The organism is Nicoliella lavandulae, assembly GCF_037546185.1.
GTDB lineage: Bacteria > Bacillota > Bacilli > Lactobacillales > Lactobacillaceae > Nicoliella > Nicoliella lavandulae.
In genome coordinates, this window is record NZ_JAWMWH010000004.1 from 22,749 (window position 1) to 47,692 (window position 24,944).

The following is a 24,944-nucleotide window of genomic DNA, read 5'->3' on the forward strand; positions in this document are numbered from 1 at the left end:
CTATATTTATCATGTTAAAGAGACATAGTACATGTAATGCTTTTATCAGTTTACCATTTTCCATCATCAGAAAATTGAAATATCATTATTAAGATAAATCAAGCTAATTAAGATGGAAAATAATCGACAAACACATTATCGGATAAGATAGTGAGTAAACTTAATGCTCCTATGTCAAGAATCCGGACAAAAAATTTTAACTAAATTGCATCTGTGTTATCTCACGATAGCTTATTCGTTCATGATTGAACCATTCAATATATTTGCTAATTGATAATTTCACATGCGCTAATGAACTAAATTTTTGGTGAAATCCCCATTCTCGTTTGAGCATCGAATGAAAATTTTCAATCAATGCATTGTCATGATGTAACATATGAGTGTACCCTAACGGACAAACATAATTATGTGATATAATTATGTTGTAAATGTAACATTTAAGTGTAACTTAATTAATTGGAAATTGGGTGATAAAAAGTGGCATTAATATTTTACGCACGGGTATCAAGCAAAGACCAAAATTTAGCTAGACAAAAGCAAAGGGCTATCGATGTGTCCGCTGATAAAATTTTTACCGATAAAATTAGTGGGAAGAACATGGAAAGGCCGGGACTACAGGCGCTATTAGATTATGTACGTGATGGTGATGTAGTAGAAGTGGTGACACTAGATCGCTTGAGCCGAAATTATGACGACATTCGAGACATTGTGGAACGACTTAAGCGAAAAGGCGTGAAAATGATTAGCGATGATCTACCGCAGACCAACAGCGGTAACGATTTAGTCGATAAATTTATGTTGGATATGATGATTAATCTGATGAGTTTCGTTGCCGAAAATGAGAGAAGCAAAATTAGGGAACGACAACGGCAAGGGATTGCTGAAGCCAAGAAACGCGGTGTGTATAAGGGCCGACCGTTTAAATTCATGCCTGATTCAAAGGACCGTGAAGGAAGACTGGTATACTTGAATGTCAAGCGCGCTTATCAGAGCAATAATTACAAAAGTAAGGCCCAATTAGCCCGCGATAATGGCTTAAGTCGACAACAGCTGTACAGAATCTTAAAACGAATTGATGATGAAAATTGATTCTTATCTGGTTTACAGCTATAATAAAGTCATAAATAAAAAAGACGCCCTGATAGCCGTCAGGACGTCTTGATCAGCAAGCTGCTTCAAAGGCAGTGACTCATTGGAATTTAACAGAAATTAATCCGCCCACTCAAACCATGTCAAAAGTTCGGGGCGGTTTTTTGTTACTTTTTTTTATTGATGTATTCCAGCAATGCAAGTAAAAACATGCCGAACGTAAACATCAACATAAGTGCTTGATAAACACTCATCGTAACTGGTACGCAATCCTTTCGAAGATTTTTTATGATGCACAGCACCACCTCCTAAGAAAATTGCGAGCCACCGCCCTCAAAACTTCTTACTAACCATTTTAAATTATATCATACATAATGATGAGAGCTAATGCGCACTTATAATTTACCTCTTAGTAAAAATGCTGTTAAAACAAGTGAATATAAAACTGATAACAAAACCTTAATCGCCATCACCACCATAAGTGGGGATGTAGACAAAAGACACATGCTAATAACTTCTCCCCCATGCCAAAAGGCATGGGCTTTTTTGATTGTAATGATAAAAATAAAAGGAGACGTGATATTATGAATTATTCAAAAAATTTAAAAGTATTTATCAAGAAACTCAAGAAAGACGCCGATAAACTACCCAGCGATCCATTTGATTTAAGCGCCTACCCTGAACTTAACGAGTGCTTAGATGAATCTTTGAATGAGCAGTTCAAGGTTCGTGACGTGGTCTGCACCGGTCAAACCCCCGATGAACTAATCAGTGAACTTAGATCGGATGCCACCACCCCGCTAGAACAACTGATTTTAACACAGATAGCGCCAATTTTAGCCAAAGCAAGTAGTGACTATCACGGTCATATCTATTACGTCAAAGATTGGCTCATCGATGAGGTGCTAAACAATGGGACTGAACTAAACATCTACTATTCGTATCTTAGCAACTCTTTCATCAGCAACGCCCTTGAAGACAACGTAGCAAGGGCGGTGGAAGCATGAAACTAGAAGAGTATCTAAAAACATGCGCATCAGATGGATGTGATATTAAATTATTGGATCAAAACTTCGGACACGATCAAACGTGGCGGGCCCTGTGTGAGCGGCTTGATCTACACGACAGCGGACAGCGCTTAGACGCGTTATATGAAGCCTTAGACGCAGCCTATGCCAGAGGCCGACCAAGATGCGTTCACTGACTGCCATAACAGCATCCAAAGTGTAATCTTAGATCGGCGCCGATATGAGCATGAAGTATATTACGCCAATGATTGCCCCGATTTAGGTGTATGGACTAATCGTGATCTGTTAGGCGTATTGGATATGATACATGCAGGATTTTAAAAGAGGAGCCCGTAACCAATGATGGTTGCGGGCCTTTTTTTCAACACGTATAGGGATGAACTATAACCAATGGGGCCCCTTAAACCCATAACATCAAGGGGTTAGGCCCCCGTTACAGAATAGCCCTATATGGGGTAGGTGCCCCGTGATGCATCGGTTATGAATCACATCTAAATCCCACCCAAGTGGGGTGGGATTTAGTTTTTGACTAATATAAAAGGAGAGTGATTCATATCTTAATTGATAACCGCATTTTTAACGAACTTGAGTACTATTACCCATCTGGTACCCACTATCCCATCATTCCAGGCGATGAACGCATTGATGAAGTCATTGAAACCCTCATCCGTAAACTTAATCCTAAAGAAACGGACGAAGACGATGGGTTCTATCAAGCACGCATTGACGACGAGTTAGCCTCTGATCCACTGCTCGGCATCATTGACCCCGACAGCTTGCTGTATGCCGGTCTGATGGACTGGCAGAAACACACAGGTAAAAAACTGCCCATCTTTCACATTAGGGAGCCCCTTGACGTAGTATGTTTCTTAACCCATGACACCAATGCTGATGTGGTCGATATGGATCTATTAGACTCTAATGGATCTGGAGCTGTTAAGAAAGACTTTCTAACATTTTTAAACCAGATAAGTGATTAAGCTAATTTTTAATACGCCCTGCTATGCAGGGCCTTTTTTTTATTTATTTTGCTTTGTTTTTATCACCAGCATGTTAGCTATAGTCATATCGTGATGTTCTTTACAAACCTCCGTATGACAGGCTAATAATGCACTATTAGCAATTCCTACGCTGATATTCTGCTTGATCTTGACGTACTTCCGCTCTTAGCTTTTCAATCTTAGTAATGATACGCTTTTTCTCTTCCGGATCCACTTCCTCTACAATATCGTGACCGTATTTCTCGCGATCTTTCATCCATTGGGGGCGTAAATCTTTGTGCGGTTGTTTAGATTCTGCTTCTGGTTTCTCAAGTTCGTCTTTAACTAGGCCAAAGGCTTCTAAGAAGAAAGTCTTCAAGCAAGACATGATATAAGCCAGTTCATTACGCTTATTGCGCGCGTATGAAAACACATGCATCAGTCTAGCACCTAAATTAACTTGAATATTTTCATTGCGTTCATACTTAGTAAATGATTTATTCTTAATTCCGTTGTTGTTAACAACAAAATGCTTAGCCTTGTGGATTAGTCCAACTAGCTTATAGGCTTGCTTTAAATCACCATCGGTATATTTAAGAATGGCATCGATTGCTAATCCCGGTAACTTTGTCGAACCAATTACAGCATTTCTCCATTTTTCAATTGGCGTTTCTCTGGCGTCTTCTGTGTCACTTGTATAAATCTTTGATTTATCACTCTGGTTTAAGTGACTATGATTAGGTGGCAAATTCTGCACTTTAGGACCTGCAGATTCTGCATCTACGTGCTGCACATTTTGCGCTTCTGGACGCTCAAATTTGGGCAAAAATAGCTTATCTGCACGGCTAAATTGCTTTTTCTTGATAATGTAGCCAAGTTTAACTAATTTGCGTAAAATAGCCCCTGTTTTGCGTATAGATACCTTTAATTTTTCAGCTAGTTCAGCTAGGGTATAAATCACGTAGTAATCATCGAGTTTGGCGTCAAAGAATTGTCTGTTGGTACGTGATGATTTCATCCGGTCACATAGTAGTGCGTACGCTACCACGTCATCGTTAGTTAGTTCCTTGTTATTGATTAGTTCTACGTCTGTCATAATGAATTGCATATAAAAAACCCCTATTCTTTTCTATTCGAATTAGGGGTGTCTTGATTTATGTACTATATAATTATATAATTAAGGTACACAAAACGATTTGGTAGCAGTTTCAGGACGCCAATCTCATCAACTGTTACCATTCCTAATTCGAATATTTTTTATCTGAAAGCCCGATGCTTAATTGCGTTGGGCTTTCTTTTTACATAATATATCATTAATCACTGTTTGTAAATATTATATTTTTTAAAATCGTGATAAATTAGGCATTAGCTAATGATACTATAATATTTTAATATCTTAATGCTTTGATATTTAAGTACTTTGATATTATAATATTAAAGTACTTAAAGCTTCACTATCTATTAATACCTTTCAAATGGGGTTAATATAGTAATATTAAAATATTATAATATTTTAATGTCTAAATGCATTGTAATATCAAATAATATAAAAAATAGGAGGTGTCTGTATGACAGCTAAAATTATTTCTTTTGCAAACCAAAAAGGTGGCGTTGGTAAGACAACGACAACTTTTGAAGTAGCGGAAAATTTATCTCAGCAATTTGATAAACGAGTTCTGATTATTGATTTAGATCCTCAAGCAAGTTTAACCAGCATAAAATATGATATGAGAAAGTTAATTTCGGAACATATGGATAATATGACTGATGTAATGATTGGTAAAGAGAGCATTCAAGATATTATTATTAATTTAAAGGAAAATATGGATATTGCACCAACGACTTTACAATTATCTGACGCTGAATTAAATTTAGTTAACACAACATTACGGGAGTTAGTGTTATCTAAGAATATTAGTACCATTAAAGACGATTATGATTTTATCCTAATTGACTGCCCACCATCACGTGGGTTGCTAACGGTTAATGCCTTATCTGCAAGTGATTATGTACTGATTCCTGTTCAAGCAGAGTATCAATCTTTATTAGGAATGCAATTGCTTAAGAAAACAATTAGAGATGTTAAATCACAAATTAAACCTGATTTAAAGACGCTCGGATATGCCGTTACAATGATTACACCTACTAATCATGCTAAAGATGCAATTGAAAATATTGAACACGATAATTTAGATATTCTAGCTGAAATACCCCGGTCAGTTGATGTGGCTGATGCTTCTGTTGCTAATATGTCAACTTATGAATATAGAAAGAACAATAAAGCTGGTAAGGCATATTATGAATTATCTAAAAAAATAAACGAACTATGAAAAGAGGCTAAATATGACTAATAAACGTAAATCATTTGGCAATGAAAATTTGAGCATGGATTCAGATTTAGATCAGTTATTCAAAAATAAAGACCCAAAAGAGTCCAAAGAACCTAAAGAACATAAACTTAGATCATTTTCATCAATCAAAGATTATTATCTTAAAACTAAGGATTACAAACAATATACGATTTACTTACCACCTGAAATTCAAAGTAAATTAAAATCTAAAGCAATTGAAGATGATGAATCCGTAAGCGATGTTATTAAGGAATTAGTTATAAATCATTATTTATCTGATAAAGATATTAAAGACGCCTATGATAGGGGCTATAATCGAAGAAATTCAAATTAGTTACTAATTTGAGTTTAATATTGCTAATCGTGACAGAGTTAAAAATAAATATGGGCTGTAGAAACTGTTCATAGGTTTGTATAGAGTCAAATTAATTTAATTGATTTAGTTTCTTTTGGTTATTCCTTCATCTATATTAAGAAGTCTTGATTTTATTCAGGTCTTTTTTTATGTCTATTATAAAAGCATTGTGTTCAGGTTCATTATTTAACATGTATAATAAAGTTACTATTAATTTAAGGAGTATTACTAATGGATACGTTTAACGAATTGATCACCCAAATTAATGATAATATCAATAATCAACGTGATCGAGGCACTGCTTCTGAAAAAATGGTGGTGACTTACTTAAAGAATGAGATTTATAAGTGAAAATATAAAGATGTATGGATGCTAAATTAAGTACCTGATGAATTAGGTATTTCAAAAGTAAACACGGGTGTTGATATTGTGGCCTGTGATTTTGAAGGTAAATTAACAGCGGTGTAAGCTAAATTTTACAAAGGTAAAGTCGGTAAAAATGCGATTAACACATTTGTTGCTGAAACAAGTAAGAGTTACTATGCTTCAGGAATTATCGTTTCGACTACTGATGAATGGAACCGTAATGCTCAAGCAGCATTGAAGAACACTACTAAACCTTTCACCATCATCGGTTTAACCCAACTAAAACACGCTGATGATGTGCTTATAATTATTAATTTGATAAATGAGAAACAACATATTGCGCTTGTGATTGTGTGAATTATTTCCTGAATTGCTTGCTTCCTCAGCACCTCATGGTGCTGAGCTTGTTTACTAGGTTGCCATTTTAACCAGTCATAGTAAGTAGAGCTGGATATTTTTAAACTCCTTAGGATTTCAGAAATGCGATAACCTTTACGAAGGTGAAAATTAATAACCTCTAGCATTGATGACCGTTGTTGATGATCTAATGCTTAGCAAAAATTATCGTAGCTGATTTTAAAATATCATTCTCCCGCTTTAAAACCATTAATTGTTTTTGTACATTTTTGATGTCCCATTCGTTAAGAATTGATTAGTATTTCAACTTCGCGATACCAGCGAAGAATAGTTTGATAGTTAGGTCCATATTCATCCAAAAGAGCTTGAGCGTTAGCACCGTCCCTCATCATTTTGATAATTGATTCTTTAAATTCATTTGTATATTTTCTCGACATAAAAAAAGCTCCTTTGATTAAATTATACCGGATTTAAAAATTTTGTCCGGAATTTAATCATAGGAGCATAATTGAAATCAAATTAGAATGAATGTTTAAGAAAATTTATGCCATTACTTGACATAGGAGAAAACAAGAAGATAAAACTAAGTTTTATCAGACAAATACTTTTTACGTAATTAAATTTAATGCTATACTTAGTAAGTATGAATTATGAATAAAAATATTGTATGGATTTTATTGGAGGAATAACTTATTATGAAGCATTCTATATCTAAAATGACATTGATTTCTATAATTAGTTTAATGATAAGCGGAACAACTATTAATAGTTATGTTTCTGCAGATTCAAACAAAAGTATCAATAGTCAAATTAAAAAATTTAAGCAACAAACCACAGATGATGCAACAATAGCAACTAAAAAATCAATTAGTAAATTAGGCAATAATAGTTTAAATTATTTTATCCCAACTCAAGCTCGAAAAATTAAAGGTAATTCAATTCAAGATCCTGGTTCTGATGCTAACTTTGTAACAAAAGTTAATTATAGTGCTCGCAATAATCCTCAAAATAGAATTAATTTACCAAAAGGATATAGTATAGCCTTACTAAAGAAAGCTGCGCAAAAGAACAGTTGGAAAAACACAAAATTACAAATTAAGATTGGAAGAATTGGTCTACAAGGATTAGCAATGAACTCATTTACTCCTAGCAAGCGTGATTTAAGTAGAATAGTTAATTTAAATCATGTGACTCAAGCTCAAAATGTAGAACTAAATAATTTTACATTATCGCTTATCAATCCAATTATTAAAAAATTAGGTGGGATCCAATACTTGAGCTCTTATAATGCTGTTAAAGCTGCTCAAAATGTTGCAGATGTCTATAGCCAAGATAATTGGAATAATACCGGTAGCAAAGTTGGTCATGATTCTCGTTTTCGAAGAGTAGTTGGTAGTAAATTTAATATTAAAGATGTTGCAGAAGAAAACTATACAGATAATCCTGCACTAGGTTTAACAGAAATAAAATTAAAGAATAGAGATGTATCAATGGCGGCTTTAAAACATGCTATTTATAATTCTGTAGCTTTACAATTATTCGAAGATGGACCATCCTACTGGGGACATGCTACAGCATTGATGAATTTGGACATTCATAAAAAATATCAACCAAATTATTTTGGAACTTCTTTTGATAAATTTGGTGGATTACATTTCTTTATGATTCCACATAATAAAAAAGTGAATGTCGATTTTAAACCTTTCTAATGTTGCATCAGTGATAATTATTAAAAAGTAATGCTCCTATGATTAAATTCCGAACAAGATTTTTAAATCCGGTATAATTTAATTATAGGAGCTTTTTTTATGTCGAGAAAATATACAAATGAATTTAAAGAATCAATTATCAAAATGATGAGGGACGGACCTAACTATCAAACTATTCTTCGCTGGTATCGCGAAGCTGAAAGAGTTATCAATCCTAATGAACTGGACATCAAAAAGTGCTCCTATGATAATAATATAGACCATTTTTATGTCGTACCCTTTCGGGTTTAATTATTATTAAAGGAGTTTTTATTATGCCAAAATCATATTCTAAAGAATTAAGAGATTCAATTATTGCACTAGCAAAACAAGGACGTAGTATCAGTTCACTTGCTAAGGATTATAATATTTCTACTAATACAATCAATCGTTGGATCAAGCAAGCCAAGACGATTAATGTTGATGGTAAAAGTATTTCATATGAAAAATATATTCAAATGGAAAAGAAGTTAGCTGAGACTCAAGAGGAACTTGAAATTTTAAAACGAGCCGCGGTGTTACTTGGCAAGCGCTAACAATTAATGAAGCCTTAGGCTTCATTAAAGATAGTTTGGAACATGGACACCGCTTAGCAACCATTTTAAGAGCTTTTAAAATGCCTAAGAGTACCTATTATTATTGGACTAATCATCAACCAACAAAACGTGATCATCATAATCTAATTTTAAAACGAGAAATTTTAGTTGCCTGGCAACAAAGCCGTTATGTTTATGGGTATCCCAGAATTCATCAAGTCCTCTTAAATAAAGGATTACAGGTCAGCTCTAGAACCGTCTGGAAGCTAATGCATTCCATGAAAATTCATTCAGTAATGAACAAAAAATATCGCAAACCAACCACCCATAATGATTATGAACAGCGTGCTAACTTAGTCCGTCAGGACTGGCGTTCTGCTTGGTGCGCTGACATTACCTATGTTCCACTAACGAATCACAAGTGGGTTTATTTAGCCAGTGTCTATAATCCTAATAACCATAAGGTTATTGCCCATCAGGTTTGTAATGAAATGACTGCAGAGTTAGTAACTAATACTATGCTTAAAGCGGTGAAAAAGACTAGCAAACCTATGTTTTTACACAGTGATATGGGAAGTCAATATACCAGTGATTTATTTGAAAAGTTATTAAACAAACTTAATATCAAGCATTCATATTCATTGAAAGGTCATCCATACGACAATACTTACATTGAAAACTTTCATTCAATGCTAAAACGTGAATTAGTATTTCAAACAAAGTTTGAAAGCATAGAAGAGGCAATTGAAGGTATTGATTGGTACGTAAGATGGTATAACAATGAAAGAATTAGCTTGGTCAAAACTACATAAAATTAGTCCAAGTTATTGACATAGGAGCAGCAGGTTTATTGCATCTAATTTTAAATTGAGATACAATAACTTTGTAATAACTAGTAACAACAGAATTGTTCTTTGTTGGTGGTGTCGTTACTGGCACCCGAACAATTAGCTACTGCAATAGCTACCAACAAGGTGTTGATCCAAAAACTTGGACAAAAGCATCACAACCTTTAAATATAGATGGATGAGTTTATCTCATCTAGTTAATTATAGCATTAAAAAGTATAAGGCTCATTGTGGGTCTTATTTTTTTTGTTTATCTATATATGCAAATATCTTAAAAACAGTTACTAGCTTTAAAGCGGGAAAATGATATTTTAAAATCAGCCGAGATAATTTTTGCCCAGCATTAGAAAGCAAACAACGGAAATAAATATTTGAATCGATTAAACCGCAGCTCATTAATGGTTGTTGCAGCTATGAAGTTTTAAAAGAACTTAAAGTATCTAAATCTAATTACTATGACTGACTTCATTTAGTAGTATTGTTCCTAATGGGATTAGATGTATTATTCACTATAATCAAGGTTGACATTATTAAAATAAAAGTTATCAATACATGTTAAAAATTCTTAATTTAACTCAGTCGATGTCTTCTATCGTAAGTGAGACTGTCATGACAATGCTCCAATTGAGAGTTGGTTTAATTTTCTCAAAAAAGAATGTATAAACCGACAAAATATCAATAATATCAATGATTTAAGACAGATTATCTCTAATATGTTAATTGGTTTAACCATTTAAAGTAAAATTAAAGGCTTGACTCATATTGAATACAGACATAATACCTTAGGTCTGTATTCAATATTAAAATTTAATGCAATGTCTAACTTTCTCATTGCACTTCAAAACTATGATTCATTACCATTTTAGGACAAACTAAAAAGGTGAGGACAAGACCCGTCGGGATTTATCTCCACCTTCTATATTAGTGAGTTTATATTAATAAATTCATTACTTTTTATGATGCTTAAATTCTAATAATGAAAGTAGTCCACTAATCATAATCATTAACATACCTAATAGTGTGTACATACTTTCATTTGATTCTCCAGTTTGTGGTAGCTGCTTGCTTGAAGCACTGGAACTAGCGCTACTTGAAGCACTGGAGCCAGCACTGCTTGAAGCACTGGAACTAGCGCTACTTGAAGCACTGGAGTTAGCACTGCTTGAAGCACTGGAACTAGCACTGCTTGAAGCACTGGAACTAGCGCTATTTGAAGCACTGGAACTAGCGCTGCTTGAAGCACTGGAACTAGCGCTACTTGAAGCACTGGAGTTAGCACTGCTTGAAGCACTGGAACTAGCACTGCTTGAAGCACTGGAACTAGCGCTATTTGAAGCACTGGAACTAGCGCTGCTTGAAGCACTGGAACTAGCGCTACTTGAAGCACTGGAGCCAGCACTGCTTGAAGCACTGGAGCCAGCACTGCTTGAAGCACTGGAACTAGCGCTACTTGAAGCACTGGAGCCAGCACTGCTTGAAGCACTGGAACTAGCGCTACTTGAAGCACTGGAGTTAGCACTGCTTGAAGCACTGGAGCCAGCACTGCTTGAAGCACTGGAACTAGCGCTACTTGAAGCACTGGAACTAGCGCTATTTGAAGCACTGGAACTAGCGCTGCTTGAAGCACTAGAACTAGCACTGCTTGAAGCACCACTGTTTATTGTCTTAGAGTACTTAACCACTTCATTATCACTAGATGTATCAACCGTTACGTCCTTAGCCGCTACTGAACTTGGTGTCTTATACCCCTTACTACTTAAATCTGGGGCTGTTACAGCTGCCCATTGACTATTATTATCTGCTATCCAATTACTATAACTAATGACCTTACCTGTCACCTTATCTACCGTTGCTGTTCGTGTGAAGTGAACATTTTGTGTTACTTCAGGAGCCAACGTTTGATTAGTTGAACTATCAACGTAGTTGATCGTACGAGTAACTGTCTTGGACAACTCACTTGGATCAACATTCCCAGGATCAGTAGCAGTATTAGTGGTTGTATCATGAGCATACTTAACCACTTCATTATCACTAGATGTATCAACCGTTACGTCCTTAGCCGCTACTGAACTTGGTGTCTTATAACCCTTACTACTTAGATCAGGTGAAGTTACTGCAGCCCATTGACTATTATTATCTGCAGTCCAATCCCCATAAGAAACGACTTTACCAGTTACACTATCTACTGTAGCAGTTCTAGTGAACTTGACGTTCTGAGTAACTGTAGGTGAAACCGTATTGTTAGTGTCAGCATCAACATATTGAATAGTCCGCGTAACGGTTTTAGATAACGTGGTTGGATCTACGTTACCAGGATTATCAGGAGTTACCGTTTTAGTTTCATGTTTTAAAATAACATTGAAAGTTTCATTATTATCGGATCCAAACGTATAATCAGAAGGGTACCCATCTGAAACAAGTTGATAACCTTTGTTTTCCCAATTTTTAATTTCTGAACTTGTACTATAAGTTGACTTTTGGTTATATTTACCGTTATTGATGCTATCATCTTCAATGACATTATTATTATCATCTTGATCAATATATTTAACATTAAATGATCTATAACTAGCATATACATAGGTAACGTCTGGATTATTATCTGTGAATGTTCCTGTAGGACCATTTATAACTTGAACTAGATAGTAATTTTTGTCAGAATAATCTTTTGCTGATGTATAAAAAGTTTGTCCATAAAGACCAGTAACGGTTACATCATCATTACCATTATCTATCGGAGTCCAATCATTATTAGTATTAACATTTCCATCCTTATCTAAAACATATTTTACATTAACAGAATCAGTAGAAGCTTTGTATACATAAGTATACGTAGTATCAGATTGTGGGAATACACCTTTGACACTGTACTTACCGTCGCTAGATTCGGTTGCTCCTTCAGGAAGTTTAGTTGTATCTAGAGTATAATGGTCAATATCTACACTATCAGCAGAAAAAGTATCATTATTTTTAGCATAACCTAGTTGAGAATTATCAGATGCAATTTGATTTCCTTGTTCATCTACATATCTAGTAATTACAGCAGTTTGACCATCGGCAGAATTTTGTAACATTCCTGTAGTATAAGTAGGTGTTTTAGTATCATAAACCCCCTTATTATCAGAAAAAGTAACATCATACCTTACCTGTTGTTTATTATTATTAGGATTAATAATATTGTTATTTGCAGATATAGTATAAGGAAGTGTTATATTCCCATCACTGTCACAATATTTATTTTCCATTGCTTGAATTACACTATCAGACACTGTTGCATATTGCGATTTCATCAATGTTTCAAATTGTGATTTAGTTATTTTTACAGACTGACTCTTTCCGTAATTAATAGTTATTTTTAGTTCATTATTAGCTAACCTAGTAACTGAATATTGATTAGCTTGTGGAGTACCATCTACTTTACTAATCCATTGTGCAATTTTAGAACTAGCGTTGGACATACCTCCCCAATTATTAGCTGCACCACTAGTCCAGCCAGGTGATTCAGTAGCAGGACCAAAACCACTTGGAACAGCAACATAGTTCCAAAATCCACCACCATCTTCAATGTAAACTGGTACAATGTTGCCATTCTCAGTAGTAGATGCTTTTACATCAATGGTTTGAATATAGTCGTTACCATTATTTAGTGGTACCGCGAGTGTAAATGGATTTCCATCAGAGTTAGATAAATTAGTTCTAACAGAGACACCATTAGCATTTATATTAGTTACATAATCCTTCATAACTCCCAAGGTATTATTCTCTACGAAATTTGGTTGAGTTGGTTTAGCAGCCCATGAATAGTTATGAGTTTGATCCCCGACTGTTTCACTGAATGACAAATCACTACCATTCCCAGCAGATTTTGGAAATACTTGCCCACCAGACGTTTGGAATCTTAGTGTAATATTATGTCCTTTAGATGCGTCGTAAGTACTATCATTTAATGGGACAACTATTGATTGAGAACCACTGTCATAATAAACACCCTTAGAAATTCCGCTCTTTGTTTCGCTATCGTAAATAACTGGATTTAAATTATTGATATTAAAATTATAAGGCCCAGGTTGATTATTTAAGTTAGTAGAAACTGGAATCCTTATGGTGTCCCCCTCTTTTAATATGTCATTAGAATTTATGGTAAAGGATAGTGTAGTCACTTTGTCACTATTTCCCTGTAATAGATCAATATATCCAGTAGGTAACTGTGATCCGTCATTATTAGACCATGAAATATTGTTTGTTTTAATAACACCCTGAGATACCAACGATTTATAACTATACTCTTGATTATCAGCCGCCATTCTATCTTCTAAAGATAATAAGAGGTCTGAACTTGAATTATCAGAACTACTAGAATTAGAACTAGTAGAACTGGAACTATCTGCACTAGAGGAAGCGCTAGAACTAGTAGAACTGGAACTATCTGCACTAGAGGAAGCGCTAGAACTAGTAGAACTGGAACTATCTGCACTAGAAGAAGCGCTAGAACTAGTAGAACTGGAACTATCTGCACTAGAAGAAGCGCTAGAACTAGTAGAACTGGAACTATCTGCACTAGAAGAAGCGCTAGAACTAGTAGAACTGTTGAAATCTGTCTTAGGTTCAGCATTCTGAACAGCAGTACTATCAGCTTTTACATATTCGCTATTATAAATTGATAATGAGGAAAAACCTATTAAAGCAAAAGTAGATAATGAAATAACTACCCATCTTTTTTTTACTTTTTTCATTTTTTTTCTATCTTTTGTTTTTTGAAACTGAAATTTATTATATTTCATTAATTAGTCCTCCTAAATAAAAATAATATATCCTTTTTAATTGATTATCACCTATATTAATACATGATAAACAATTTCAATTATACTCAGTGTCATTTTGATGTGCACCCCAAAAGTTGTACATTATTATATTGTTTTTCCTAGGCGGAAAGTTTCCGGTATTGAACCGGTGACTTTCCGCCTAGTTTTGTTTTAATACGATGATTATTGTAATAATCAATCCATATTTTCATTGACGACATTAAATCTTCTTTAAAGTCATAATTACAGTCCATGATTTCAGCTTTCATAATATGGAAAAATGATTCCATAGGTGAGTTATCTATACAATTCCCCTTACGGGACATACTTTGAAATATCTTATTCTTCTTAAGCTCTTTTTGCCAGATATGACTTTGATACTGAGCTCCCTGATCACTATGAATTGTCGTTCTGTATGGTAAATCCTTAACTAATTGAATAACTTCTTTCAACGGTTTCATAACACAGTTCATATTTGGATGGCTGCTAATGTTATAGGATATTATTTCACCAGAAAATAAATCCATAATAGGTGAAAGATAAATACGATGATTAATATCACAATTTCCATATCTGAATTCACTGATATCAGTACAGAGCTTTTGATATGGTCTGTCAGTATTAAATCTTCGATTTAATTGATTTGATTTAAGTTTTCCAACCTGACCACGATAGGAATTATACTTACGTGTTTTTCTTGAATATGATGAAGATAGTAAATTATTCTTTTTCATTATCTTTAATACTAGTTTGTGGTTAACACGGTATCCACGATTAGTTAATTCTAAACACACTCTTCTATATCCGTAGGATTTATTTTTATCTTTAATATCCTTGATAATTTTAGCGATTTCAGCGTGCTTATCAGGCTTATTTTGGATTGATCTAATATAATAATAAGTACTTCTAGATATCCTTAATGCCTTTAGTATTAATGTTTTAGTGGTATGGTATTTCAGCCTTAGTTCGTCGATTATTTTAATAATTACTTCTGGTCTTCTTCGTCGTCTAAGGCCCTCAATTTTTTTAAGAAGTCATTCTCTATTCTCAACATTAAATTTTCTTCTTCAATCTTCTTCAATTTTTCTTTATCGGTATTAGTATTGTTTGATTCGGCTTTGTTAGTTTTCCTTTTTGTCATGGCTTTTCTTTCCCTTCGGGACAATAAACCATCAATACCTTTTTGCTCTAGTCGTTTTTCCCAAGTCCAGATAGTTGATGGAGAAGGAATATTAAAATGATAAGCTGCCTCTGGATAAGATGATTTAGTCGTTTTCATCCAGTTTAATATATATTGTTTCTCTTTGGTAGAGTATTCGATTATATTCTTTCTTTTTTTAAGACCATTTAGTCCATGTTTTTTGTAACTCTTAACCCAACATAAAACAGTATTTCTACTTTTAACTCCAAAGTTTCTAGCCACCATTTGCGATCCCATACCGTTTAGGTATGCGTTAATTACATTTAATTTATCTTCTACTTTATATTTAGACACAAAAAAACACCCCAAAGTTTTGTACAAACTTTGGGGTGCAGTGCATTTATGCTTTATTACGATCATAAATAACTTAATACTACATAGTACACTTTACTATATTAAAAGATTTATACAAATGTTAAACAATCATTATCGATGACTATATGTTTATTTTTTTATTACAATTGTTAATAAATGCCATTTTGCATTTGATTATAATACAAAAGGTTCGTTTTTATAAAATAAAATTTAATATACTAGTTAAAATTATTTTTGGAATATTGCTCCTATGATTAAGGACGGAGCTAACGCTCGCGACCTTTCTGATGAATATAGCCCTAAATATCAAATCATTCTGCGTTTGGTGCGCGATGAAAGATGCCATTATTGATCCAGAAAAACATGATGTGCAAATAACTTATTAGTTTCTTGCATATATAGATAACATTGATATAGTGGTATTGATGTTATGCAACTATTTTATGCAAAAAAGGGAGACTTCCTAATGCAATATGGATATGCAAGAGTTAGCACCTTAGGTCAATCACTAGATAATCAAGTCCAAGGCCTTAGGGATAATGGTGTATTAAAAAAGAATATCTACACTGATAAATACACTGGTACTAGTACAGACCGAGTAGGATTTCAAAAACTATTGGACGCTTTAAAATCGGGCGATACTTTAGTAGTTACTAAACTAGATAGATTAGCTAGAAATACTAGAGAAGCACTTAATGTACTTAACGAACTACAAGATAAAAATATTAAGATCAACATTTTAAATCTTGGGCTTATTGATAATTCATCAATTGGGAAGTTTACGACAACCGTTTTATTAGCTGTTGCTGAAATGGAAAGAGATATGATTGTAAATCGAACCCAAGAGGGTAAAAAATATGCTAAAAAGCATAATCCTAATTACCGAGAGGGACGTAGGACGCGTCTCACAGGAAAGAATAAGGACAAGTACCCAGCTATTTATGAATATAAGCAGTCTCACACGGCTGAGGAGACCGCAAAAGCATTTGGAATATCGGTTAGAACGGTTTTCTATGTAAATTCAATTTTTAAAGATAGTGGAAAGTAAAATGATAGATGTGATTTTGAACTTAGAACGAAATTTCTTGAGGAATTTCGTTCTATTTTTTTATCTGAAGATAAAAAAATATGAGCTAATTTGAAATGAAATTCTCAAATTGCGAATATGATTTTTTATTCATAAGAATAAAAAATGCACTGGTAAAAATTCAGTCCAAAGACTGAAATTTTTACTGGCACGTAATTTAGCCCAGAGGATAAATTATGTGCCACTAGCTCTCTGCAAGAGCCACGTAAATTCCACCGCTTGCGGTGAATTTGATAAGTGGCTATCATTTTACCGCAACATTCTGCTATAATCCTACGTAACAAGTAAGCATTATTTTATTTATGTTTAGTATGGGAGGTCTGCAAAAATGAAAATAACCGCTACTTTGAATATCGCCAATCAATCATTTTCGGGTGTAAAAAAACATGTCGAACATGACAAAAAAATTAACCATTCAAACAAAAGTATCGACTATGAAAAAACTCAATTTAATCAGACAAAAGAAATTTTAAATTCTGATGATTTGAATCAAATTAAAAAAGAACGTTATCAGGATCAATTTGAAAAATATAATGCTAGTCAGAAAAAAAGTAGACACATTAGCAAGATGTTTAAAAATGTAAATGAGTTTGTAAAATCCAAAGAAAAAACAAACAGTTTTGATAAAACTGGTGTGGCTACATTTGGAAATAAACAAAATCAAGATGAGCTTTTGGACGGAAAAAGTCCCGATGAAGTAAAAAATATATTAATAGCTGAAAGTAAAGGTATGGCAGAATATGCCGATCATTTTAATGAGCGTCATCAATTCATCAAAGTAGCAAGATATACAACCAATGTTGATGAATCCACGCCACACATTCACATGCAAATGATACCACTTGGAAAAACCGCTAAGGGCAAACCTAGTATGAGTTTGAATGCAGCATTAAAAGCTGAATATCAATATCAAACTGGATCAAGTATTACCGACACCCGAAAGGCTTTAAGTTGGTTTCGAGAACAAGAAGATAACGCATTAGTTTCGTCTGTCAGCAAAAAGTTAGGCAAAGACTACTCCCTAACCCGTACCAACGAGCATGTCCAAGACTTTGACGCTTACAAAAAAATCAAAGAGCGTTTAGACGATAAAACCGAAGAAAATAAGCGCCAAGCCAAAATCCTAAAGTTTCATGAAACCGAAATGTCTAAATCTAAGGATAGAGCTATCGAGTTCATTGCACGACACCAACCAACCCACAAAGTTCCTATTTCCGCAAAGGTTCAAGAACCCCATGAAGTGCAGACTGCGCAAGGATTTAAAGAGCATAAAATGACATCTGCCAGCTACTTATTCCAATCAGCAATGGAAATCGTCCAAAAATACGCAAAAATGACCGTTGAGAAAATTAAAAAATGGGAAAAATCATTGCAAGACCGACAAAAGCAACTAGATAAGCGTGAACAAGAAATATCCCAAAGGGAAAAGAACCTAAAACAAGTCGAAAAGTCTTTAAATGAGCGTCAAACTAGGCTAAACGAATATGAGAAAGGTATCGATCAATACAAAGAAAAATTAGTTGGTAAAGCCGTTGAAATCGGGAACTTCGAACAAGCTAAAAAGACTAACAACACTAGCATGAGTAGCCTTTCCAAGCTTGCTAAAGATAAATTAGGACCACTTACCGAAATATATAACGAGCAACAGCGTAGCCGTGAAAGTGCGGAAAGATACGCTAATCAACTAAAGAAACGAGAACAAGAACGAGAAATGGAAGAATACAGAAGACAGCAAGAACGTGGAGGAAGATAAGTCTCATAGTGCTTAGGATAATTAATAAATCATATAGTTTATAAAAACATCATTATGGAGTTTAAATATTAATTTATTGCTCTTTTTATCAATAATTCTAAATTCTTTTTTTTCAATATCTATTTCTACATCAACAGATTTATAACCTTTCATTGCCCAATCTTGCTTTAAATTATTAAAAAAAGTATTTAATCTTAAATCGAGAGGTCCATTATCATTCGTAAAAGAAGTGATTAGGTAGGGCCTTATTGTTAAGGTTGATCCATCCTTTCCCCTAAGATAAGTCATTTCCAATCCATTTAGTTTTCTTATATGAAATATATCCCCACTACTCATATTCTGAACATCATCAATCTTACTCGATTCAAGTAGTCTATTCCTTAGTGCATCTGGAAATCTATCATATAATTTCTGAAGATCTTTTGGATTGGTATATGCACCCTTTCCATGCCTACCAAAATTAAAAATATATACTGTTCCTTGACTATAATAAACTTGTAAAGTTGTTCCGCTATCCTTAGCTATATCAACTACTTTATTCCCAATTTTTTTATTTAGATGTAAATGAATTATTCCAAAGTCATTAAACATTCCATCTTTTTTTAATTTTTTAGCTCTTTTGGATAAATACATTGATATACCTTTTCCTCTTTTTAAAGAACTTTCAATGTTTTTTATTACAGTTATATATTCTTTTCTTTTATATACTTCTGGTGATACTTTCACGTTTACAGGAAATTCCAGACATTTTTTCTTATACTCCATGTAGTGCAAAAAATTTGGATTAGTTACTCCTAATTCATTTTCAGCTATGATTTCGCAAAACTCTATCCATGCACAATACAAATCGCATCTTTTCAAAAATACTTAACCACCTTTAAAAATTAATCGCTTATTATATTTATCCATTAAACACTCAATTACATTATTTTCAAGAAAATTAGGGGGGAATCCTAGAAATGGAAGACATTAATAACAAAAAAATTTTAACTGAACTTTTAAACGCAATTAATGGCAATGTTTTAGACGTTAAAAACGTCCCCACAGTTGACATGCAAATCATGGAATTAAAGCAACAGGCTCGCAAAGAAATTGAAAACGTAACCCGTGGCTATAAAAATAAACTGGAAAGCAAAATTTATAGTGATACAAAACTAATGGACGACCTTATCAAGCAAAGATTAGAAGAGATTGATTCAGAGAATCAAAGAAATATTAATGGCTATTATGAAAAATACGCCAAGCAATTAAGTTCTGATACTGAATACTCTGAAATCCGCAAAAAGCTATTGCTAGATACAAACGAAGAATATCGCTTATTTAATCAACGTTCTAAACAATTATTCGATAAATTAGATCAAATAGACGAAAAGATTGAAAAATTGGAAAAAATGACCTATTACACACGTTTTAAATCCATTATCAGTACTTTTATCGCATTAGCATTACCAACCATTGCAGTAGCTGTTTTAATCGTATTTACGTTGGTATGGCTTTTTAATCATTAGGAGGTGTTTTAATGGGTTTTCACGCCTACAAAGAATCTAAACTACCAAAAGATTTTGAAATTAAATTTGCTGATCAAAATAGGCTCGATAAAGAAGATTACACTCACCCTATTCCAATCATCTTAGTAATCGTGCTTACTCTAGTGTTATTAGTAAGTCTTAGCATTGTTAAATATAATAAAACTCATGAAATTACTGTAAGGGAATCGAAAGTTTATACCGATAAACATCTAAAAGATGTAGTAGAAGCTCAAAAATCGCTTTCTAAGCGAATTAAAAGTTATTTGTATGTAAATAATGGTAAAGTATCTGAAAACGTTAAAAATAACCTAAATAACGAATATAATCGTTTATCAGACCAATTGAATAAAATGGATCAAAATAACGACACTGTTTCTAGATTGCATAGTGATTTAGATTTAGATAGAACTGGTATTGATACGCTTTCCTAGTTCTCTGTATTAACTGTATTATTATGTATATAAATATATTAGTATAACTAGCATTGCATTTTGCAACACCAGACATTGCATTTTGCAACATGGAAATTAAAGAATCTAATAATTAAATAAAATAAGACCATAAAGAAAGAGCTTGCCTCGCAAGCTCGGCGAAGCTCTCTCGATAGTTAGCCTAGTTGGTGGCCATAACTATCGAGAGAGTATGTCTCTTTAAAAGTCTGTACATCGCTTTGCTCAACTATCAATAAACGCAAAATTTGATAGCTCAGTAAAGCTTCACAGCATCATGTTTAAACTCATCCAGCCCTTGTTCCAATTATGCCTTAGCGCGTATTTTATTCCTGCTAAGCCGGAATTTTAAAGTTTAACGTGGTAAAATCCTAAAACCCACCGTGCATAATGGATATGATGTAGCATTTCCTAGACTTCCCAGCCGACTTTGTCAGCTTTTGCCACTCTTTTAGATCGGCGTTTCATACGATCAAGGCTTGGCGTGCCTATGGTCTGTAACTGCGGACAATGTATCGCACTGCCAACGGGTTCATTTTATGACGAATAGAAAGGTAACCGTCCTCATTTTAATTATCGTATTTTACATCAGTAGTACATCGAGTGATACAACATACAATAACAAAGATTGTCATTCTTTTAACACTAAAAAAGAGCCATGGAATCACTTATCTTACGTGATCTCACGGCTCTTAACTAATTGTTATTAATTATCTCCCATATGTATCGGGTGATATATTGTATATATCTTTTTTTGTAATTACTATGTATCCATGATAGAATAAACTTGTAATTTTGAATGAAAAGAACGCCAATTCTTTTCATCAAAGATATCAGTTAGTTAGAGTAACGTGATATCACGTAAGTTAGTATTTGCAGTACTAACAAGCAACTCAAGTCCTAGCAGATTGCTGAGGGCTTTTTTTATTGCCTTTTTTACGTGTTTTCGTATTCAATTTATAAGTTAAGAATAACATACTACAATGAATTATCAAAAAGTTTTTTGTTAAATGGGCGGTATCCTGCATTGTTACTTTTATATATTTATAATATAGTTCTTGTGTAGGGTTTCATAAGAAAGGCGGTTAAATCAATGGATAAGACAGTTCCTGAGCTTGCTGAAGAATTAGATATTAACAAGTTAAGAATCTACAGATACATAAAAAAGAATAATATCAAGCCCGTGCGAACTGATAAGAATGTGCAATATTTTGATGACAAGTCTTCTAATGCAATTTTAAGCCATTTTCGAGATGTTGCCGGAAATCGTGTATCGCAAGATACAGAAAGCGATACAAAATCTGATACTACTGAAACTGCTCTAATTGAATTAAAAGACAACATAATAAGTCGACAAGATAGAGAAATTAAGCAGCTATACAAACAGGTTGAAAGTCTTCAGCGTACGATTGACCAACAAAATAAACAGTTCGATCAACAACAACAACTTGAACTAGAAAGTATTAGGACTTTCAAGAAAAATATAATGATTGATTCTGAGTATCACCCCGATACAGAATCCGATACACACGATACATCGAACGATACAAAAAGTGATACAGTCGATACAAGAGGTGGTATCAAAAAAAGTGGTTTATTCGCATGGTTAAAGCGTTCCAATAAGTAGTATCGCATGTAAAAACTTACGATACTCGATACATCGAACGATACAGAAAGTGATACAAGAAAATCGATTTTTCAAAGTAGCAAACCGAAGATACATAGGCAATAAAAATAAACCCACCATATTGGCATGCTCCTATGATAATAATATAGACCATTTTTATGTCGTACCCTTTCGGGTTTAATTATTATTAAAGGAGTTTTTATTATGCCAAAATCATATTCTAAAGAATTAAGAGATTCAATTATTGCACTAGCAAAACAAGGACGTAGTATCAGTTCACTTGCTAAGGATTATAATATTTCTACTAATACAATCAATCGTTGGATCAAGCAAGCCAAGACGATTAATGTTGATGGTAAAAGTATTTCATATGAAAAATATATTCAAATGGAAAAGAAGTTAGCTGAGACTCAAGAGGAACTTGAAATTTTAAAACGAGCCGCGGTGTTACTTGGCAAGCGCTAACAATTAATGAAGCCTTAGGCTTCATTAAAGATAGTTTGGAACATGGACACCGCTTAGCAACCATTTTAAGAGCTTTTAAAATGCCTAAGAGTACCTATTATTATTGGACTAATCATCAACCAACAAAACGTGATCATCATAATCTAATTTTAAAACGAGAAATTTTAGTTGCCTGGCAACAAAGCCGTTATGTTTATGGGTATCCCAGAATTCATCAAGTCCTCTTAAATAAAGGATTACAGGTCAGCTCTAGAACCGTCTGGAAGCTAATGCATTCCATGAAAATTCATTCAGTAATGAACAAAAAATATCGCAAACCAACCACCCATAATGATTATGAACAGCGTGCTAACTTAGTCCGTCAGGACTGGCGTTCTGCTTGGTGCGCTGACATTACCTATGTTCCACTAACGAATCACAAGTGGGTTTATTTAGCCAGTGTCTATAATCCTAATAACCATAAGGTTATTGCCCATCAGGTTTGTAATGAAATGACTGCAGAGTTAGTAACTAATACTATGCTTAAAGCGGTGAAAAAGACTAGCAAACCTATGTTTTTACACAGTGATATGGGAAGTCAATATACCAGTGATTTATTTGAAAAGTTATTAAACAAACTTAATATCAAGCATTCATATTCATTGAAAGGTCATCCATACGACAATACTTACATTGAAAACTTTCATTCAATGCTAAAACGTGAATTAGTATTTCAAACAAAGTTTGAAAGCATAGAAGAGGCAATTGAAGGTATTGATTGGTACGTAAGATGGTATAACAATGAAAGAATTAGCTTGGTCAAAACTACATAAAATTAGTCCAAGTTATTGACATAGGAGCAACTCACTTCCTCTCATGTAACAATATTATGGTAAACTAGAGTTAAATAAAAATCAATATTTTAATCAAATATAATCATAAACAATATCTTGTAAAATGTATTTGTTTAAGATGCTATAACTATATTTATCATGTTAAAGAGACATAGTACATGTAATGCTTTTATCAGTTTACCATTTTCCATCATCAGAAAATTGAAATATCATTATTAAGATAAATCAAGCTAATTAAGATGGAAAATAATCGACAAACACATTATCGGATAAGATAGTGAGTAAACTTAATGCTCCTATGTCAAGAATCCGGACAAAAAATTTTAACTAAATTGCATCTGTGTTATCTCACGATAGCTTATTCGTTCATGATTGAACCATTCAATATATTTGCTAATTGATAATTTCACATGCGCTAATGAACTAAATTTTTGGTGAAATCCCCATTCTCGTTTGAGCATCGAATGAAAATTTTCAATCAATGCATTGTCATGATGTAACATATGAGTGTACCCTAACGGACAAACATAATTATGTGATATAATTATGTTGTAAATGTAACATTTAAGTGTAACTTAATTAATTGGAAATTGGGTGATAAAAAGTGGCATTAATATTTTACGCACGGGTATCAAGCAAAGACCAAAATTTAGCTAGACAAAAGCAAAGGGCTATCGATGTGTCCGCTGATAAAATTTTTACCGATAAAATTAGTGGGAAGAACATGGAAAGGCCGGGACTACAGGCGCTATTAGATTATGTACGTGATGGTGATGTAGTAGAAGTGGTGACACTAGATCGCTTGAGCCGAAATTATGACGACATTCGAGACATTGTGGAACGACTTAAGCGAAAAGGCGTGAAAATGATTAGCGATGATCTACCGCAGACCAACAGCGGTAACGATTTAGTCGATAAATTTATGTTGGATATGATGATTAATCTGATGAGTTTCGTTGCCGAAAATGAGAGAAGCAAAATTAGGGAACGACAACGGCAAGGGATTGCTGAAGCCAAGAAACGCGGTGTGTATAAGGGCCGACCGTTTAAATTCATGCCTGATTCAAAGGACCGTGAAGGAAGACTGGTATACTTGAATGTCAAGCGCGCTTATCAGAGCAATAATTACAAAAGTAAGGCCCAATTAGCCCGCGATAATGGCTTAAGTCGACAACAGCTGTACAGAATCTTAAAACGAATTGATGATGAAAATTGATTCTTATCT

25 protein-coding genes and 1 pseudogene are annotated in these 24,944 nt (G+C 33.8%); 17 read left to right on the forward strand and 9 right to left on the reverse strand.

Annotated features, from left to right (window positions below; all coding sequences use genetic code 11):
* Window positions 1–196 precede the first annotated feature (196 nt).
* Window positions 197–376: an IS3 family transposase gene (locus R4146_RS08920; RefSeq protein ID WP_373695363.1), complete on the reverse strand. Its 180-nt coding sequence runs from the start codon at window positions 374–376 to the stop codon at window positions 197–199.
* A 101-nt stretch (window positions 377–477) separates the two neighbouring features.
* Here R4146_RS08920 and R4146_RS08775 point away from each other — a divergent pair, with 101 nt between their 5' ends.
* Window positions 478–1,089 (forward strand): recombinase family protein, encoded by a 612-nt coding sequence (locus tag R4146_RS08775; RefSeq protein WP_339961074.1) that lies wholly within the window; start codon window positions 478–480, stop codon window positions 1,087–1,089.
* Between the two features lie 167 nt (window positions 1,090–1,256).
* Here the strand turns inward: R4146_RS08775 and R4146_RS08780 are convergent, their stop codons facing one another.
* Window positions 1,257–1,343: a putative holin-like toxin gene (locus tag R4146_RS08780; protein WP_339961075.1), complete on the reverse strand. Its 87-nt coding sequence runs from the start codon at window positions 1,341–1,343 to the stop codon at window positions 1,257–1,259.
* 330 nt (window positions 1,344–1,673) lie between these two features.
* Here R4146_RS08780 and R4146_RS08785 point away from each other — a divergent pair, with 330 nt between their 5' ends.
* Entirely contained in the window at window positions 1,674–2,096 is a 423-nt protein-coding gene (locus tag R4146_RS08785) for a hypothetical protein (protein ID WP_339961059.1), read from the forward strand.
* Window positions 2,097–2,662: 566 nt separating this feature from the next.
* Window positions 2,663–3,097, forward strand: a complete 435-nt coding sequence (locus R4146_RS08790) for a hypothetical protein (RefSeq protein WP_339961060.1) — start codon at window positions 2,663–2,665, stop codon at window positions 3,095–3,097.
* Window positions 3,098–3,233: 136 nt separating this feature from the next.
* Here R4146_RS08790 and R4146_RS08795 read toward each other — a convergent pair whose 3' ends face one another.
* Window positions 3,234–4,193 (reverse strand): replication initiator protein A, encoded by a 960-nt coding sequence (locus R4146_RS08795; protein WP_339961061.1) that lies wholly within the window; start codon window positions 4,191–4,193, stop codon window positions 3,234–3,236.
* A gap of 472 nt (window positions 4,194–4,665) precedes the next feature.
* Between R4146_RS08795 and R4146_RS08800 the strand changes: the two genes are divergently transcribed.
* From R4146_RS08800 to R4146_RS08810, 3 genes and pseudogenes are all read left to right on the forward strand, one after another.
* Complete coding sequence (locus tag R4146_RS08800; protein ID WP_339961062.1) at window positions 4,666–5,427, forward strand: ParA family protein; 762 nt, start codon at window positions 4,666–4,668, stop codon at window positions 5,425–5,427.
* A 13-nt stretch (window positions 5,428–5,440) separates the two neighbouring features.
* On the forward strand, window positions 5,441–5,782 hold the full coding sequence (locus R4146_RS08805) for a hypothetical protein (RefSeq protein WP_339961063.1): 342 nt from the start codon (window positions 5,441–5,443) through the stop codon (window positions 5,780–5,782).
* Window positions 5,783–6,283: 501 nt separating this feature from the next.
* Window positions 6,284–6,526, forward strand: a pseudogene (locus R4146_RS08810) (restriction endonuclease); the annotation flags it as partial.
* A 284-nt stretch (window positions 6,527–6,810) separates the two neighbouring features.
* Here R4146_RS08810 and R4146_RS08815 read toward each other — a convergent pair.
* Window positions 6,811–6,963 carry a hypothetical protein gene (locus tag R4146_RS08815; RefSeq protein WP_339961064.1) on the reverse strand — a complete coding sequence of 51 codons (153 nt, stop codon included), beginning with the start codon at window positions 6,961–6,963 and terminating at the stop codon, window positions 6,811–6,813.
* Window positions 6,964–7,269: 306 nt separating this feature from the next.
* Between R4146_RS08815 and R4146_RS08820 the strand changes: the two genes are divergently transcribed.
* The 3 genes from R4146_RS08820 (at window position 7,270) to R4146_RS08830 (ending at window position 9,622) form a co-directional block, all read left to right on the forward strand.
* On the forward strand, window positions 7,270–8,235 hold the full coding sequence (locus tag R4146_RS08820; RefSeq protein WP_339961065.1) for an SEC10/PgrA surface exclusion domain-containing protein: 966 nt from the start codon (window positions 7,270–7,272) through the stop codon (window positions 8,233–8,235).
* 314 nt (window positions 8,236–8,549) lie between these two features.
* A complete protein-coding gene (locus R4146_RS08825) occupies window positions 8,550–8,810 on the forward strand; it encodes a transposase (protein WP_339961066.1) in 261 nt (86 codons plus the stop codon).
* Between the two features lie 2 nt (window positions 8,811–8,812).
* The gene (locus tag R4146_RS08830; RefSeq protein ID WP_339961076.1) at window positions 8,813–9,622 is read left to right on the forward strand and encodes an IS3 family transposase; all 810 of its coding nucleotides are present in this window, start codon (window positions 8,813–8,815) and stop codon (window positions 9,620–9,622) included.
* 983 nt (window positions 9,623–10,605) lie between these two features.
* Here R4146_RS08830 and R4146_RS08835 read toward each other — a convergent pair.
* The 3 genes from R4146_RS08835 to R4146_RS08845 form a co-directional block, all read right to left on the reverse strand.
* Window positions 10,606–14,391 (reverse strand): mucin-binding protein, encoded by a 3,786-nt coding sequence (locus R4146_RS08835; RefSeq protein ID WP_339961067.1) that lies wholly within the window; start codon window positions 14,389–14,391, stop codon window positions 10,606–10,608.
* Window positions 14,392–14,579: 188 nt separating this feature from the next.
* On the reverse strand, window positions 14,580–15,482 hold the full coding sequence (locus R4146_RS08840) for an IS3 family transposase (protein WP_339960653.1): 903 nt from the start codon (window positions 15,480–15,482) through the stop codon (window positions 14,580–14,582).
* Window positions 15,446–15,955, reverse strand: a complete 510-nt coding sequence (locus tag R4146_RS08845; protein ID WP_339959675.1) for a helix-turn-helix domain-containing protein — start codon at window positions 15,953–15,955, stop codon at window positions 15,446–15,448. Before R4146_RS08845 ends, R4146_RS08840 begins: the two co-directional genes overlap by 37 nt.
* A gap of 487 nt (window positions 15,956–16,442) precedes the next feature.
* Here R4146_RS08845 and R4146_RS08850 point away from each other — a divergent pair, with 487 nt between their 5' ends.
* Complete coding sequence (locus R4146_RS08850) at window positions 16,443–17,024, forward strand: recombinase family protein (protein WP_339961068.1); 582 nt, start codon at window positions 16,443–16,445, stop codon at window positions 17,022–17,024.
* Window positions 17,025–17,391: 367 nt separating this feature from the next.
* Window positions 17,392–18,816, forward strand: a complete 1,425-nt coding sequence (locus R4146_RS08855) for a plasmid recombination protein (RefSeq protein WP_339961069.1) — start codon at window positions 17,392–17,394, stop codon at window positions 18,814–18,816.
* Window positions 18,817–18,837: 21 nt separating this feature from the next.
* On the opposite strand, the gene R4146_RS08860 is transcribed toward R4146_RS08855, so the two are convergent.
* Complete coding sequence (locus tag R4146_RS08860) at window positions 18,838–19,677, reverse strand: hypothetical protein (RefSeq protein WP_339961070.1); 840 nt, start codon at window positions 19,675–19,677, stop codon at window positions 18,838–18,840.
* Between the two features lie 98 nt (window positions 19,678–19,775).
* On the opposite strand from R4146_RS08860, the gene R4146_RS08865 reads away from it, so the two are divergent.
* From R4146_RS08865 to R4146_RS08885, 5 genes are all read left to right on the forward strand, one after another.
* Complete coding sequence (locus R4146_RS08865; protein ID WP_339961071.1) at window positions 19,776–20,324, forward strand: hypothetical protein; 549 nt, start codon at window positions 19,776–19,778, stop codon at window positions 20,322–20,324.
* Window positions 20,325–20,335: 11 nt separating this feature from the next.
* Complete coding sequence (locus tag R4146_RS08870; protein WP_339961072.1) at window positions 20,336–20,776, forward strand: hypothetical protein; 441 nt, start codon at window positions 20,336–20,338, stop codon at window positions 20,774–20,776.
* A 1,111-nt stretch (window positions 20,777–21,887) separates the two neighbouring features.
* Window positions 21,888–22,421: a hypothetical protein gene (locus R4146_RS08875; RefSeq protein ID WP_339961073.1), complete on the forward strand. Its 534-nt coding sequence runs from the start codon at window positions 21,888–21,890 to the stop codon at window positions 22,419–22,421.
* Between the two features lie 204 nt (window positions 22,422–22,625).
* Window positions 22,626–22,886 (forward strand): transposase, encoded by a 261-nt coding sequence (locus tag R4146_RS08880; protein ID WP_339961066.1) that lies wholly within the window; start codon window positions 22,626–22,628, stop codon window positions 22,884–22,886.
* Between the two features lie 2 nt (window positions 22,887–22,888).
* Window positions 22,889–23,698: an IS3 family transposase gene (locus tag R4146_RS08885; protein ID WP_339961076.1), complete on the forward strand. Its 810-nt coding sequence runs from the start codon at window positions 22,889–22,891 to the stop codon at window positions 23,696–23,698.
* 344 nt (window positions 23,699–24,042) lie between these two features.
* On the opposite strand, the gene R4146_RS08925 is transcribed toward R4146_RS08885, so the two are convergent.
* Window positions 24,043–24,222 carry an IS3 family transposase gene (locus R4146_RS08925; RefSeq protein WP_373695363.1) on the reverse strand — a complete coding sequence of 60 codons (180 nt, stop codon included), beginning with the start codon at window positions 24,220–24,222 and terminating at the stop codon, window positions 24,043–24,045.
* 101 nt (window positions 24,223–24,323) lie between these two features.
* On the opposite strand from R4146_RS08925, the gene R4146_RS08890 reads away from it, so the two are divergent.
* Window positions 24,324–24,935, forward strand: coding sequence for a recombinase family protein (locus R4146_RS08890; RefSeq protein WP_339961074.1), 612 nt, complete (start codon window positions 24,324–24,326; stop codon window positions 24,933–24,935).
* The last annotated feature ends 9 nt before the right edge of the window (window positions 24,936–24,944 follow it).